Annotated in this window: 8 protein-coding genes; 7 read left to right on the top strand and 1 reads right to left on the bottom strand. The window is 35.5% G+C overall.

Going from position 1 to position 15685, the window contains the following annotated elements:
* Positions 1 to 238: 238 nt before the first annotated feature.
* From ACP6PK_RS04045 to ACP6PK_RS04035, 3 genes are all read left to right on the top strand, one after another.
* The gene (locus ACP6PK_RS04045) at positions 239 to 808 is read left to right on the top strand and encodes a 3'-5' exonuclease (RefSeq protein ID WP_426557968.1); all 570 of its coding nucleotides are present in this window, start codon (positions 239 to 241) and stop codon (positions 806 to 808) included.
* 937 nt (positions 809 to 1745) lie between these two features.
* Positions 1746 to 2582 carry a hypothetical protein gene (locus ACP6PK_RS04040; protein WP_426557966.1) on the top strand — a complete coding sequence of 279 codons (837 nt, stop codon included), beginning with the start codon at positions 1746 to 1748 and terminating at the stop codon, positions 2580 to 2582.
* Positions 2583 to 3450: 868 nt separating this feature from the next.
* Positions 3451 to 4089 (top strand): ThiF family adenylyltransferase, encoded by a 639-nt coding sequence (locus ACP6PK_RS04035; RefSeq protein WP_426557964.1) that lies wholly within the window; start codon positions 3451 to 3453, stop codon positions 4087 to 4089.
* A gap of 707 nt (positions 4090 to 4796) precedes the next feature.
* Here the strand turns inward: ACP6PK_RS04035 and ACP6PK_RS04030 are convergent.
* Positions 4797 to 8717 (bottom strand): EAL domain-containing protein, encoded by a 3921-nt coding sequence (locus tag ACP6PK_RS04030; RefSeq protein ID WP_426557963.1) that lies wholly within the window; start codon positions 8715 to 8717, stop codon positions 4797 to 4799.
* Positions 8718 to 9921: 1204 nt separating this feature from the next.
* Between ACP6PK_RS04030 and ACP6PK_RS04025 the strand changes: the two genes are divergently transcribed.
* The 4 genes from ACP6PK_RS04025 (at position 9922) to ACP6PK_RS04010 (ending at position 15104) form a co-directional block, all read left to right on the top strand.
* Positions 9922 to 11391: a leucyl aminopeptidase gene (locus ACP6PK_RS04025; protein WP_426557961.1), complete on the top strand. Its 1470-nt coding sequence runs from the start codon at positions 9922 to 9924 to the stop codon at positions 11389 to 11391.
* A gap of 1198 nt (positions 11392 to 12589) precedes the next feature.
* The gene (locus tag ACP6PK_RS04020) at positions 12590 to 12997 is read left to right on the top strand and encodes a hypothetical protein (RefSeq protein WP_426557959.1); all 408 of its coding nucleotides are present in this window, start codon (positions 12590 to 12592) and stop codon (positions 12995 to 12997) included.
* Between the two features lie 52 nt (positions 12998 to 13049).
* Positions 13050 to 13265, top strand: coding sequence for a hypothetical protein (locus ACP6PK_RS04015; protein ID WP_094672124.1), 216 nt, complete (start codon positions 13050 to 13052; stop codon positions 13263 to 13265).
* 165 nt (positions 13266 to 13430) lie between these two features.
* Positions 13431 to 15104, top strand: coding sequence for a sensor histidine kinase (locus ACP6PK_RS04010; RefSeq protein WP_426557957.1), 1674 nt, complete (start codon positions 13431 to 13433; stop codon positions 15102 to 15104).
* The last annotated feature ends 581 nt before the right edge of the window (positions 15105 to 15685 follow it).

Genomic DNA, 15685 nt, shown 5'->3' with positions numbered 1-15685 from the left:
CTTGATAACTGAAGTGTCACTCAAGTATAGCCTTAATGCATGGGAATTGGTATAAAACCTGGGGAAATATCTATCATATTTAAGGTTTTTTCTTCTCTTAAAGCTTTTTTCCTAGATAACTAAAGCTTTCTTTCTTCTCTCCTAGATAACTAAAGCCTTCTCTCCTAGACAACTAAAGCCTTCTTCCTTACCTTCCCTATACTACCGGACATGATATTAATTATGATTCCTGACAAATATGACTATTAAACTAAATAAGATTATTGTGATTGATATTGAAGCTACTTGTTGGGAGAAATATCCCCCACCAGAACAAGAAAGCGAAATAATTGAAATAGGGATTTGTATTGTTGATGTAGCTTTAGCTAAACCTGTGGAAAAAGAAAGTATTTTAGTCAGACCAGAACGTTCCCAAATTAGTGAATTTTGTACCCAACTTACAACTTTAACTCAAGCACAAGTTGACAAAGGAATTACTTTTGATGAAGCTTGTTTAAAACTACAGAAAAAATATGAATCTTTACAAATAGTTTGGGCAAGTTGGGGTGGGTATGATAAAAATATGTTTGAGAAACAATGTTTATCTAGGGGCGTAAAATACCCTTTTGGAATTAGACATATTAATGTGAAAAATTTGTTTGCTCTTGTTCATGCTTTACCCAAAGAAGTAGGGATGGCAAATGCTTTAAAATTATTAGATATTCCTTTGGAGGGAACTCATCATCGTGGCGGAGATGATGCTTGGAATATTGGCAAAATATTAGGAAAATTACTATTACAAAGCAGGATAATAAATAAAGAAGTATGAAATTTAGTGTTGATAATTAATAGGATAATTTGTCGGGTGCATCTCAATTTTGAATAAAGCCAAAAATTTATTTATCGCTTTTAGGGAACAGGGAATAGGGAATAGGGAATAGGAAAAAATCATTTTGGCAAATATGAGATGCACCCAATTTATCTGTAGGGGAAAGGTATTATGAAAAGATTCAGATAATCCCGATATCACTTGAGATAGCTTTTTTTGGAATACAAATATTTAGATGATTTTGCAGAGTGTTTGCCAAGCAAAAATTAAGGTGGCTAGAGTGCTTAATAATTGATATGTTTGGTGGGTTACGGCGGACAGTTAAAAGTTTAGTCAGTCATTACAGCATAAGTATTGCTGCCTCACCCTCCCCACCCTACGCCGAGATTGAATATTCCTTTTACAAACAGTCTCTTATACATACTATGAAACCCTAGTAAAATTAATGCAATTAAATAATGATTTCTAGATTTTTATGTCATTCTTTAAAGATTTGCCCAATTGAGCTTTTTTCTGTGTTAACGCTACGCGACATATAAAACGTTTGCGGAGCATTCCGATAGGAAAGTTGTGCGTAGCTAATGGCCATTCGCCCGTACAGAAGTTATTTTTGTAACAGAGATTAGAGCAATCTTCCCAAAATATTTCGCCTTAAAATGCGGGGTTTTAGACCCAATTATTTTGATAACTTTAAACTTTATTATTTTTGATTTTTCCTTCCTCCTTTATTAAAGCGGTTTCCACTCATGTTAACTACAAAAATTCTTCCTTTTTCGTTCTTCGTTCTTCCTTCTTACTTTAAACACAAATCTCTGTACTCTATATTAATGAAAACTGCTATAAAGGCACAAGCCAAGTAACAACAAGAGTAAAAAGATTTATAAATTCCCTTCTTCTTCCTTCTTGCCTCTTCCTTCTAATTTATTCCTTAAAAAAAATGACAGATATTCGTAAATTAATCAACCAATTAGCCACTCAAGAAGCCGAATTAACCAATATTCAATTTCTAGCACCTTGCGTTAAAAACGGGCGAGTAAAAACCAGAGTAGCAGGAATGATTTATACCTTTGAAAGTCAACCAAAAAAATTTGCAGGATGGGGAATATTTCAACCAATAAATGAAAAGATAGCTAAATTTATAGAAGAACCAAGTTTGCCTCAGCTAGAAGAATATTTTCAATTATTAAAACCTCTAAGATTCTTTCTTGCTTGTCAATTGAAAGGGCAAACATGGTTAGCATATCCAACTAATGAATCTGATAGTAAACAAAGATTTGGTTTTGCTAAACCTGTAGCAGTTCATCTAGTAACAGAAGGAGCAATGTTTGAGCAAATAATTGCTAGATTTGATGGTGCTTCTTGGTGGTTTGAAGATATAGACCGCCGTGCCGATCCATTAATAGCAGAAGAGTTACGAGAAGCATTAAAAAATATTATCCCACCCAAAGAAGTTAAGTTTAAAGGAATGACTCCAGAAATTAGAACAGTTTATGATTTAGTGGCGCGACAAAAGAAAGAATTTATGAAAAAAATGCAACATCAAAAAGATGAAAAAAGACTCAGAGAAGCATTAGCAATGGGTGGGGGAGAGCTACAAAATTTTCGCTATCGCTCCAATTATTGGCAAGTGGAATGGGTAACTGGAAATGGGGAAATTCATACTTCTGCTATTAATAAAAATGACTTAACTGTGGTAAGTGCAGGTATTTGTTTAAGTGGAGGCGATCGACATTTTGACTTACAATCTTTAGTTGGAGTTGTTGAGCAGAGATAAGGGAATTCATTAATTGATAATTGATAATGGATAATTGATAATTACCTCTGGTTAAAACCGTACGGGAATTGAATATCGGGAAATATCCTAGCACTTTTTTTTACCTATCCAAGGGGAGGCTTTCAACCATAATTATTGAATTATTAATAATTAATAATTCAATAATTTGGTAAGAAGGAAGAAGGAAGAAGTTTTAATATAAAATTCGGGTAATTAGTTATCATATCGCTCTAGGAGTCAGGAGTTAGGAGTTAGGAGTTAGGAGTTAGGAGTTAGGAGTCAGGAGTCAGGAGTCAGGAGAAAGAAAAGATTGGAACTAACAAAATTGTATAATTCGTATTGAAGAACATCTGTATTCATAGAAAGTAATAAGTGCAATTACTGTATAACCGGATTTTATATAAGAGAAGGAAAAACCTGAAATATGATAGATATTTTCTCAGCTTTTACATAAACGATACCAACGGACTTTCAATAATCTTCGATATTCCTTTTAACTTCTATAGCAATGAGCGCTGGTATATTTACAAATTGTAGTAGGGGCCAAGCAGCTCAAAGTCTTATACTATCGGCAATTTCTTCCCCCTGTTGCCTGTTGCCTGTTGCCTGTTCCCTGCGCACAGCGCTATACTTTCCATCTTTCAGTTTCCTCCTTCTAACTTCTACCTTCCAAAAATAAATTAAATTCATACTTCATTAATGGATAATTACCTCTGGTTAAAACTGTACGGGAATTGAATATAAGGAAATATTATTTTTTTCCCCTTTCAAGGGAAGGATTTTAACCAAGGTATTTAATTAATAATTAATAATTATTAATTATTAGATAACTTATAAATTCTGAATTCTAAATTCTAAATTCTGAACCATGTCTATATTTTTTCACGAACAACTTTACCGCAGCCAAGAAATAATGACAAAGCTAAAAAACTTGTCAATAACTATTTGTGGTGCTGGTGCTTTAGGAGCAAATATTACAGAAAATTTAGCTCGTTCTGGGTTTAGTAAATTACGAGTAATAGATTACGATCGCATAGAAGAACGTAACCTATCTACTCAACCTTATTATCGTTCTGATATTGGGGCATTGAAAGTTAAAATTCTGACTAATAGTCTTTATCGCGCTCTGGGAATAAAAATTGATGGTCAATCTCAAAAGTTAACAGAAGAAAATGCAGGTAAACTATTAGGAAAAAGTGAATTAGTTATAGATACTTTTGACAATAGTATTAGTAGAAGTGCAGTCAAAATTTATTGTGCTAATTCTAATATTTATTGTCTTCATGTAGGATTAGCTTCTGATTATTCAGAAATAATTTGGAATGAAAATTATCGAGTACCTTCCCCTGCAAATGATGATATTTGTGATTATCCTTTAGCGAGAAATTTGGTAATGTTAACTGTTGCTGTTGCTTGTGAAACTGTGATTAATTTTGCAGCGACTAAACAACAGCATAATTTTACTGTGACTTTGGGAGATTTTGCTGTTAAACCATTATTTATGTAGGATTAAAATTTAGCAAAAGATGTGATTTATTTTTACAGCACTTTTGAGGATAGTATTAATTATTAATAATTAATAATTAATTATTAATAATATCATGTCCGTTGGTATCGTTTGTGTAAAAGTTGGGGAAAGAGCTACGATTAGTAAGGTTTTTCTTTCTTCTTTCTTCCTTCTTCTTTCTTCCTTCTTCTTTCTTCCTTCTTCCTTCTTCCTTCTTCCTTCTTCCTTCTTCCTTCTTCCTTACCTTCCCTATACAAGACCGATGCTGCCGGACATGATATAATTGATAATTAATAATTAGGGTTTGCTGAAAAAGTCTTTTTTAAGGAGTAGGGGAGTAGGGGAGTAGTAGGGACGTTGCATGACAAAAATGCGAACGTCCCTACGGGAGTAATTTTTTTGTCCAACTCTTGCCGAAAATACTAACTTTTTGATTTTTCGGGAACCGTGCATTAAGAGCTGAAAACCTGGTACTTTTTACCGACCTAAAAAGCCTAAAACCTTTATCTGTAAATGCTTTTATATTTAATCAGCAAGCCCTAATTAATAATTAGAGAGAGTTTTCATTATCCATTGTTCATTATCCATTGTTCATTATCCATTATCCATTATCCATTATCAATTATCCATTATCAATTATCCATTATCAATTATCCATTATCCATTATTCATTATCCATTATTCATTATTCCCCTACTCAAGAAAATCTAATCTAACGGTTGTGGATAAGCAACTCCATAACCTTGACCATAGTTAATTCCAATAGCCTTAACTTTATCCAATATCCCACGATCGCTCACCAACTCAGCGATCGTCTCTAAACCCATCACATGACTAATATTGTTCATCCCCTCAACTATGGCATAATCTATGGGGTCATTCACAATATCCTTAACAAAACTGCCATCAATTTTTAAGTAATCTACAGGTAAATTTTTCAAGTAAGTAAAAGAAGAAACCCCACCACCAAAGTCATCTAGAGCAAAGCGACAACCCAAATGTTTAAGTTGTTTAATTAACAAAGCAGTTTGAGACAAATTAGCCATTGCCACTGTTTCTGTCAGCTCAAAGCAAACTGTTTGTGGAGAAATATTAAATCTGGCAAATTGCTCTTGCAAAAAAGTAATAAACTCCTTGTCATTAACAGTTTCGCCAGATATATTAATCCCATAAATAACCTCCCCTGAATTGTTAGGTGTTTGCCTCAGAAATATTTCATCATCCTTATTTGTAAAAGATGGTTGCAATTGACGTTTAACCTCTGATAAATATTTCAAAAAGTTTTTAATCACCCAACGGTCAATCATTGGGTTCAGATGATATCGTTCTGCTGCTGGAAGGAATGCCATAGGTGGAATGATCTTACCTGTTTCATCTTTCAAGCGTAGCAAGATTTCATAATAAAACTTACTCAAATAGGAGTCTGACAAAGGTGCAACAGCTTGGTAATACAAACAGAAAAGGTTTTCTTCACAAGCTTGATGAATTTTTGTCACCCAATGTAGAGTATTTTTTTGCTGTGGCACATCTTGATCGTCAGTTTGATAAACATGATAACAATTTCGACCTTGATTTTTAGCAATATAACAAGCAGCATCAGCAGCACTCAGCAGTACATTACTATCCTTCTCACCAGAGTTATTGAGACTTTCTTGGTTAATAGCCACCAAACCAACGCTCATACCAATATTAAAACTTTTCCCCTCCCAGGCAAACCGAAACTGCTGGAGGCGATCAATCAATTCTTGCACCAGTTCTTCAGCATTATTCATTGTACATTGTAATAATAGTAAGCCAAATTCATCGCCACCGAGACGAGCTACAATATCCGATTTGCGACATACAGAATTTAATAAAGTGCTGACTTGGCGCAACAATTCATCTCCTGCTTGATGACCACAAGTATCATTAACTATTTTGAATCGATCTAAATCTATATAAGCAAGAGTATGTTCTTGATTTTTTTCCTGCACAGTCACCAAACAATTATCTAAGTATTTCTCAAATTCCCGACGGTTTAACAACCCTGTTAAAGAATCATGTTGAGCTTGCCAAGATATTTGATTTGTCAACTTGCGTTTGTCGGTCACATCCCGAAACACTAACACCGCCCCCAATATTTGATTGTCTTCTGTTTTAATTGGAGCTGCTGAATCTTCTATGGCATATTCTTGACCATCACGGGCTACCAAAATAATATTATTAGCAAAACTAACTATTCGCTGTTCTCGGAAAACTATATCTACCGGGTTCTCCATCGGTGTACCCGTTACTTCATCAATAATTTGCAAAATCTCAGTTAGAGGTTTACCCCTAGCTGCTGCTAATTCCCATCCCGTCATTTTTTCAGTCATTGGATTTAGATAATCTACATGACCATTTTTGTCTGTAGTAATCACGCCATCGCCAATTGATTTTAATGTAGTTTGAACTTTTTCTTTTTCTTGAAATAGAGCCAACTCCATTTTTTTGCGTTCTGTAATATCTTCGGAAATGCCGACAGTACGATAAATTTCTCCACTTTCATTACGAACAGGAAAAGCACGAGTCCAAATCCAACGCATTTCACCATCAGGTCGTACAATTCTATATTCATCGTTGGTAAACTCACCCCGACTTTGTTTCTCAAAAGATGCCGCAAATAGATCCTTGTCTAGTGGATGAATACTATCACTAATTCTTCCTACCTGTTCATATAAATCTTTGACAGAGCGACCCCAAATATCTTCAAAACCAGGACTTATATACATTAACTCACTTTTGTCTAGGCTAGCGATCCAAAATATTTCTCGAATATTTTCTGCCATTTGCCGGAAATTTTCTTCGCTTGACTTAAGAGCATCCTCCGTTTCTCGTCTTTCGATCGCTGTAGCTAGTAGATTAGCAACTGCTTGTAGAAAATATACATCATCCTCACTCAACCACCACCTCCTCTTACTATATACTCCCACTATTCCAAAAGGTTTCTCCCGATCGAGAATAATTACACTAATTCCTGAAAGAACTTGATAGTCGTTTAGCAAAACATTGTCTCTAAATCTTTCTTCTTTACGCAGGTCTTCAACAATTATAGGTTGAGATGAACGTAAGGTATAACTTGCTTGAGAATCACTATTAACATCTAGGACCAAATTACCTACAACTCCTTCTCGCCAACCAAAACCTGCTCTTAACAAGAAAGCATTTTCATCATTGCGCAATTCCAGAATGTCAGAATATTCTACATCTAATGTTTGGGCAACTATTGTTACTATTTCATCCATCAGCACAGAAATATCTATACCCGCCAAAGCTTTTTGACTAAGTTCTGCTATAACTCGCTGGAGACGAACCTGATTTTTTAGAGCTTGATTAGCTAACTTTAATTGCTCAGTTTGCTCTAGAACTCTTTGTTCTAGTTGAGTATTAAAAGTAGAAAGTTTTTGTTCAACGTATTTGCGGTCAGTAATATCACGACCTTCAGGAATTAATAATACCACATCTCCCAGTTCATCAAAAACTGGTTTGAGGGAAAAATCTATTGTCATAACTTCGTGGTCTTTACCAACTACCATCATTTCATAACGAACAAATTCACCTTGAGCTGCTTTAGCGATCGCTTCTCTAATTTGTGCTTGGGCTACTTTATATTTAGTTTCTATATCTTGAGAGTTTTCGTCATCATCTACAGCTAACCACAACTGCGCTTCCCAAAAATATTTACCGATAATATCTTGATGTTTGGCATCAGCAAAATCTAAAAATGTCTGATTAGCTTCCAAGATAGTACCATCAGGTTTAAGGAGTCCAATAAATTGAAATGTTTGGTTAAAAATAGCTCGAAAGCGTCTTTCGCTCTCTCTGATAGCAGTGATATCTCGCCCCACTCCTTGGTATTCTACTAAGTTATCGTATTCATCAAATATTGCTCGATTCGTCCACTCTTGCCACTTGCGCTCTCCACTCTCCATTTCTACCATTTGTTCATAGGTGGCTACAGGTTGTTCTGGTGTCAGGATATCTAATTGTTGTTGGAGTTTTGCCACCTGTACAGATGTAAGAAACTGATAAAAACTTATTCCTATCAACTCTTCTGGTGTTTTATCAAAGTAGCGACAACAAGCATCGTTGACAAAAGTCAATATTCCGCCTTGATAAAAACGACAAATCAATTCTGTTTGGTCTTCGACTATAGCTCGATAGCGAGTTTCACTTTTTCGTAGTGCTATTTGAGTCTTTTGGCACTGTTGAATTTCTGATTCTAAACTTTCGTTAGTCGCTTTTAATTTTGCTGGATTAGGTAATGTTAGTGCCAGCGGAATTAGGGAAAAAAATCTTATTGATATATATAGAGAAAGTATAGCTGTAATTCCTTTAATACCAACTGATATCCAATAAGCAGGATGCCACAAAGTCCAAACTTCCATTAAGTGGGTTGTACCACAAAAACTGATGAAAGCCCCAAGAATCGATATATTCTGTCGTTGATACAGGGAGTAAACTAAGATAATAGCTATAGAGTAGTAAGCTATTGCTATTAATGCGTCTGAACTAGCATTTAGCCAGATTAACCCTGAGTTCCAAAGATAGCATTGGCCCTTTGGTATAAATTGCCCAGGGGAAAATATATTTGCTATTAGTTGCCACATTGTTATTACTGTTTTTCTAACTTTTATATTTTGATTAGGGATTTTGCGATAATTTACTACTTCAGCTCAGGTATCAAAAGGTTTCTCAACTGCTAGTAGAATATGGCAAAGTTGATTGGTTTGATAGAAAATGCAAAAAAGGTAATTATTTATGAATCTATGATTCCTGTTTGCAGCCCAAAAGTTTAGACATCGTAACAATTGTAATAATTTAACCTTTTTTGTATACTTCTCTTTTCTAGCTACCAGTTAAGTATTCCTAGTTAGGGTTTTCCGTGACTGTTATAAAATTTTATAAAATTGGTATTATAATGATAATATAAATTTCCTAGATTTGATGATTCTGAATTAAGGAAAAACATTTTTTTTGACCGACAACATCAAAAATTATCATCTACTGGATACTTTTTTGATCAATTTGGTCTGCTTGAGAAATTTCTCTATTATTTATTTTTCTGACATACATTACTAATTTATAACCATTTACTCAATATTTGGTACAAATAGAACATCAATCAGAATAAACTTGTCATAATTTGTAGTAATTATATATTTGTTTATGCCAGTTTTTTCTTTCTATGTTCCTAAAAAATATAATTTTGTAGCATTCTTTGGGTTGATTGTATTCAAATTCGATCGACATAAATTTTATTTGAACTTATACAGTGATTAATCAATCGTAAGCATTCAGCTATTACCTGTCAGCCTGAGTACAATAATATTCTAAGCTTAGGGAAGAGGTTTAAATGAATATAGACTTTAAAGTCGGCTTTTATAGTAAAATTGAATTTTGACTAAATTAATCAAGCTTTTATCTACAACTAAAGTAAATAGCTAATAGCTGATTGCTGATAGCTGACTGCTGAATGCTTACAATCAATCCATAAATATCATAAAAATTTGTGATATATTTTTAATTATAAAAAAACATTTTTTTGAGTGAGAATAGACTACTATAGCAATCCTCCGCATATTCGTGGCAAAAATCTTACTGCTTTTTAGGCAACAGGCACTATTGCTACAGGCAACAGGTAGGAGTTTCAAGTTTTTTATCTACTTTTTGATTTGTCGCGACCTATTTAGGATTGCTATAGAAGTAAGTCCTGAAATGCTTTATATCTTTATGTTAGTAACTATTGCTGAAATGTCGATACATTCAGAAAACAGATTAAGATAATCTATTACTGCTAAAGAGGAAATCAACATGGAAATTAAAGCAACCAATACACCTCAGTTAGGATGGACCGGAGATGCCCTAGCTATTGGTTTATTTGAAGATGCCATAGAATTAACCGGGGATATGGCCAAATTGAATGATATGCTAGCTGGTACTTTATCTGAATTAATTGAAGAAACAGAATTTAAGGGTAAAGCCAACAGTAGTGCTTCAACTCGTGTCGGTAGTAATAGCCCCATACGGAAAATTATTATTGTGGGCCTAGGTAAATCAGAGGAGTTAAAATTAGATACTCTGCGCCAAGCAGCAGCAACCTCTGGACGTTTGGCAAAAAAGGAGAGATGTAAAACTCTAGGAATTAGTCTGCCAATGTGTCAGGATGCTGATTCTACAGCTACAGCTATGACTGAAGGTATTGAGTTAGCTCTCCATAAAGATAATCGCTTTAAATCTGAACTGGAAAATCAAGGGCCAGATGTAGAAACAGTAGATTTAATTGGTTTAGCTGGTTCCGATGAAGCGATCGCCCGCGCCCGACAAATTTGTTCAGGAGTCATCCTTGCTAGGGAACTTGTAGCAGCTCCCGCTAATTCCTGCACCCCAATAACTATGGCTGAAACTGCTGAAGCTTTAGCTAAAGAGTTTGGTCTAGCTCTAGAAATTCTAGAAAAAGAAGACTGTGAAAAATTAGGAATGGGAGCTTTTCTGGGAGTTGCTAAAGCTTCTGACTTGCCACCAAAATTTATTCATATCACTTATAAACCAGAAGGTACTCCTCGTCGCAAGTTAGCAATAGTAGGAAAAGGTTTAACTTTTGACTCCGGTGGTTTAAACCTAAAAGTTTCTGGTAGTGGCATTGAAATGATGAAATTTGATATGGGTGGAGCAGGTACAACTTTTGGTGCTGTTAAGGCGATCGGTCAGTTAAAACCGGATGTGGAAGTTCATTTTATCAGCGCTGTTACGGAAAATATGATTAGTGGTCACGCCATGCACCCTGGTGATTTTCTGACTGCTTCCAATGGTAAAACTATTGAAGTTAACAACACAGATGCAGAAGGGCGTTTGACTTTAGCAGATGCCTTAGTCTTTGCTGAAAAGTTGGAAGTAGATGCAATTATAGATTTAGCAACTCTTACTGGTGCTTGTGTTGTGGCATTAGGTAATGATATTGCTGGTTTGTGGAGTCCTAATGATGACTTAGCAGCAGAATTAAAAGCAGCAGCAGAAAAAGCTGGAGAGAAAATCTGGCAGATGCCTTTGGAAGAGAAATATTTCGAGGGTTTGAAAGCCATGCACGCTGATATGAAAAATACTGGTCCGCGCCCTGGTGGTGCTATTACCGCAGCTTTATTTTTGAAGCAGTTTGTTAAAGATACACCTTGGGCACATATAGATATTGCGGGTCCAGTTTGGATAGATGCAGAAAGTGGTTACAATAATCCTGGTGCAACTGGTTATGGTGTTCGGACTCTAGTTAATTGGGTTTTAAGTTAGAGAGTCCTTGTAGAACCTACTTGAGAGCTATTAAAAGTAGAGGTGGGAGTTTGGGAAGTGTGGGAAGTGTGGGGAGATGCGGAGATGCGGAGATGAGGGCATTTTTCTACTTTTTTCCCCTATTTTATTTCTCAATTCCTGACTCCTGACTCTTGACTCCTGTCTCCTTTGGTAAAAACTCTCACCTTTGCGGAGATACGGTTAGGCTTCTATAAATAGAAGAGGGAGTGTGAGGAGTATTTTTCAACATGGGTGTCTATTTTTTTCCCTATATTTCATAACTCCCTACTCCCTACTCTCTCTTTTCCGGAGATGTCTATTGCTGATGTAGAATTGAACTAAGTAGGTACTTGTTCTGAGGAAAATTGTCAATCAAGTTTAGGTTCCCCCTACTCCGTAGAGACGTTCCATGGAACGTCCCTACCTAAATTTTTTATTGTGGTTATTCAAACAGACATAATAGACATCTCCAAAAACAAAAAATAAAATCAATTATTATCGATAAATGATCGATGATTTTTCTCTGTTCCCTCTTTTATGGAGATATCTATTAGACATCTCCATAAAATAAACTTGCTCTTTGTTTAACATAAATAAGAGAAGTATAATTCACTGAAACAAATCATTTTTCGTACCTTTGACGTAAAAATTTTTCCCTATTTCCTATTCCATATTCCCTATTATGCACAAAAAGTCTATAATCTTTTTCACGCCTATGTCTAATATTAATCAACTAAATAAACGCTCTAGGTAGGGGCTTGGTAAGTAAGCCCCTACAATATCACACTTCCCTGATACCTTAATGAAAAAATACTATGTTAAGACGTAATTTTCTTTGGTATTTACTCCTCTTTGCTTCTAGTTGTACAGCAGCCACAAATAATCAGCCTAGCAATAATAATTCTCTTGTTAAGGAGAAAGATAAACTATTATTTGCAGTGAGCGATGTTTTAAGTCTTGAGGAATTAAAGAGTGATTATGAACCATTTAGAATTGCTTTGGAGGAGGTTTTAGACACAAAAACAGACTGCTACAAGCTATCCTCTCTGTGCCAGGTTTTGCTTCTAAATTCAAAGATGCTACCCTAGCTCCTGCTAAAGATAGTGACTATGACATGATTCGTGAAGTTTATAAAGCGATGGGAGAAGATGATTTTCTTAAGTAATGCAGATAACAAACTACTGATGAGGTAAGCAGTATGAGAACTGGGAAACTTTTCTGTTTGCTTAGGGGGTGGAGTAAAGGTTTAACTATTGCCAAAAAAATTGGCTATGGTTATTCTCTAGCAGTTGCTATTGCTGTGTTGGGTACAATGCTCGGACTAACTGTAGGAGATTATTACCAAAGACAAGCCCAAGAGGAACTAACATTTAGACAAAATGAGTTGAGTCTATTAAAGGAATTAGAAAGTGCTATTTGGCAGGTGCAATTCCATCCTCAACAACTAGCTGCTGTCGTTGGTATTCCTATAGAAGCCCTGAAAGGATCTATAAAATTAGCTGGAGAGATGGGGGAATGGGGAGATGGGGAGATGATGAAGCAAGGGGCTATTTTTATACTTTTTTCCCTATTCTATTTCACCGAAATTCTGATTCCTAACTCCTAACTCCTGTCTCCTGTCTCCTGTCTCCTAATCCTCACTTTTGCTCATATTCCAAATGGGTTCTATATGGTTTAAGTATGAAACAACTAAATTTTTGGGGAAGAGTAAGCAATTAAAAAAAGTAATGGTTGCTCTCAACGATCTGATTGAAAATCAATCAAATCAATTAGTCATGAAGCCAGAAGTTTTTCAGGAAGTATTGCAAAGTTATCGTCAGACATGGGATTTGTTTGTATGCTCAATTAAGGCTTTGTTGCATGAAAGTATATAGCTGTCGCACAAGCAAGTGCATATGTACAATAATAACGTGCGGAAACTACTCTAACTATTGGACAATAGATGAATAGAACATCAATTTTGAGATCGGAAAAGGCTGAAACTTTTGCAAATTAAAGCTTTGAGCTTTAATTTACCAGCCATAACTATTGGACAATAGATGAATAGAACATCAACAATTGCCAAAGAGAGCGATATAGCTGCAGAATTGATACAGAATGAGTTGAATCTGTTAAAGGAATTAGAAAGTGCTATTTGGCAGGTACAATTCCATCCCCAACAACTAGCTGCTGTAGTTGGCAGTCCTGTATGGTTTAAGTATGAAACAACTAAATTTTTGGGGAAGAGTAAGCAATTAAAAGAAGTAATGGTTGCTCTAAACGATCTGATTGAAAATCAATCAAATCAATTGGTAGTTAACCAGGAGGTTTTTCAAGAAGTATTGCAAAGTTATCGTCAGACATGGGATTTGTATGCTCAATTAATGGAAAGAATTTGGCAGGAAATAGATCCGGTTAATTTGCCACAAAAAGATATCCCAACTGCCAAGCAACGGGTATTAGCTGTCAACACAGGAAAAGAGGCTATTGAAATTCGCATTCAGTTTGAGAAACTTTCAGAAAGTTTAAACCAGTTAATAGATAGAGCGAGAAAAGAGCAAACCATAGCTAATAACAAACTGCTGCGTTCGGAAGTCTTGCGGTTAAAAATTATTATTGGCAGCATGGTGCTATCGGTGGCGTTCGCTACTGGTTTAGCTTTTTATACCAGTGGAGCGATCGCCCGTCCGATCAAAACTTTAACTGAAACTGCGCAACAAGTAACAGCAGAATCTAATTTTGACCTACAAGCTACAGTCAGCACTACTGATGAAGTGGGGTTATTAGCTACTTCTCTCAATCAGCTAATACAATGGGTAGGAGAGTACACCCAAGAATTAAAGTTAGCGAGTCAAAGAGTAGAAAAACGCACAACAGAACTCACACAAGCTTTGGAAGACCTGCAACAAACCCAAGCACAACTGATTCAAACCGAAAAAATGTCTAGTCTCGGACAGATGGTGGCGGGAATTGCCCATGAGATTAATAACCCAGTTAGTTTTCTTCATGGTAATATCAGCCATATTCAGGAATATACAGAAAATATCTTTGATTTACTCAATCTTTATCAACAGTTGTATCCTGATTCACATCCGCAAATAGAAGATTTAATGGATGAGATTGATATTGATTATATCATATCAGATTTACCCCAGATAATTTCTTCTATGCAGATGGGAACTGACAGGATTAAGAATATTGTAGTGTCGCTAAGGAATTTTTCTCGGCTGGATGAAAGTCAGGTCAAATCTGTAGACCTGCATGAAGGAATTGATAACACACTGTTAATTCTCAGTCATAAGCTCATACAGGGAGTTGAAATTCTCAAAAATTATGGAGATTTACCTTTGGTGGAATGTTATCCGGCTCAATTAAATCAGGTGTTTATGAATATTATCGCTAATGCTATTGATGCGATGCTAGAATCGGATATTCAACCGAAACAGATTGTTATTCAAACGGAAAAGGTAGCTGAAGATCGAGTATTTGTGAAAATTCGAGATAATGGTCCAGGAATACCAACAGAAGTCAAAGATAAAATTTTTGACCCCTTTTTTACAACGAAACCAGTCGGAAAGGGGACTGGTTTGGGTCTGTCAATTTCTTATCAGATTATTGAAAAGCATCAGGGAAAAATAGAAGTAATTTCACAACCTGGAAAGGGGACAGAATTCGCGATCGCTCTTCCTGTATATTCTGGCATTTCTAGGAGCATTAACTTAATCAAAGAATAACGATATAATACGTTACACTCGCATATTATTAGACAGAATGTGTTCACACATACATGAAATCCATTAGAACCAAACTTAATTTGTATCAGTTTTATAGAACAGTATCTATAGCGCTAGGGAATAGGTAATATGATGTCCGGTTGAATAGTTAGAAATAAGGAGGGAGGAGTCAGTCCTGAAAAGTCAGGAGAAAGTATAAAAAGGAGAAAGTTTTTGCTCGCTAATTATCCGGACATGATATAATTTTTCTTCTATTGCTTATAGCGATTTTCAGAAAGATGGAACACACTCCTAAGAACAAAAAGCCTTGTAGGGACTAACCATGGTTAGTCCCTACCGTAGGTCTACCGTGCAGGAAAACCGCTGTAGAATCTGGATAATTGCTATAGCCAAGTCATTGCGAGTGGAAGGGAGTGGAAGGAGGCAATCTTATGAAACCTCTGAGATTGCTTCCTATCGTGGCAATGACGACTTTTCAAGCAGTTATATAAAATGCGGTTATACAGTAATCGCAAAATTACTTTCTCTTACCGAATAATTAATTATTAATTATTAATTAAATAATTGTGGTTTAAAGCCTC

It is taken from the genome of Dapis hubbardiae BLCC-M172 (assembly GCF_050016015.1).
Taxonomy (GTDB): domain Bacteria; phylum Cyanobacteriota; class Cyanobacteriia; order Cyanobacteriales; family Microcoleaceae; genus Trichodesmium.
This window is presented reverse-complemented; position numbering and strand designations above follow the sequence as displayed.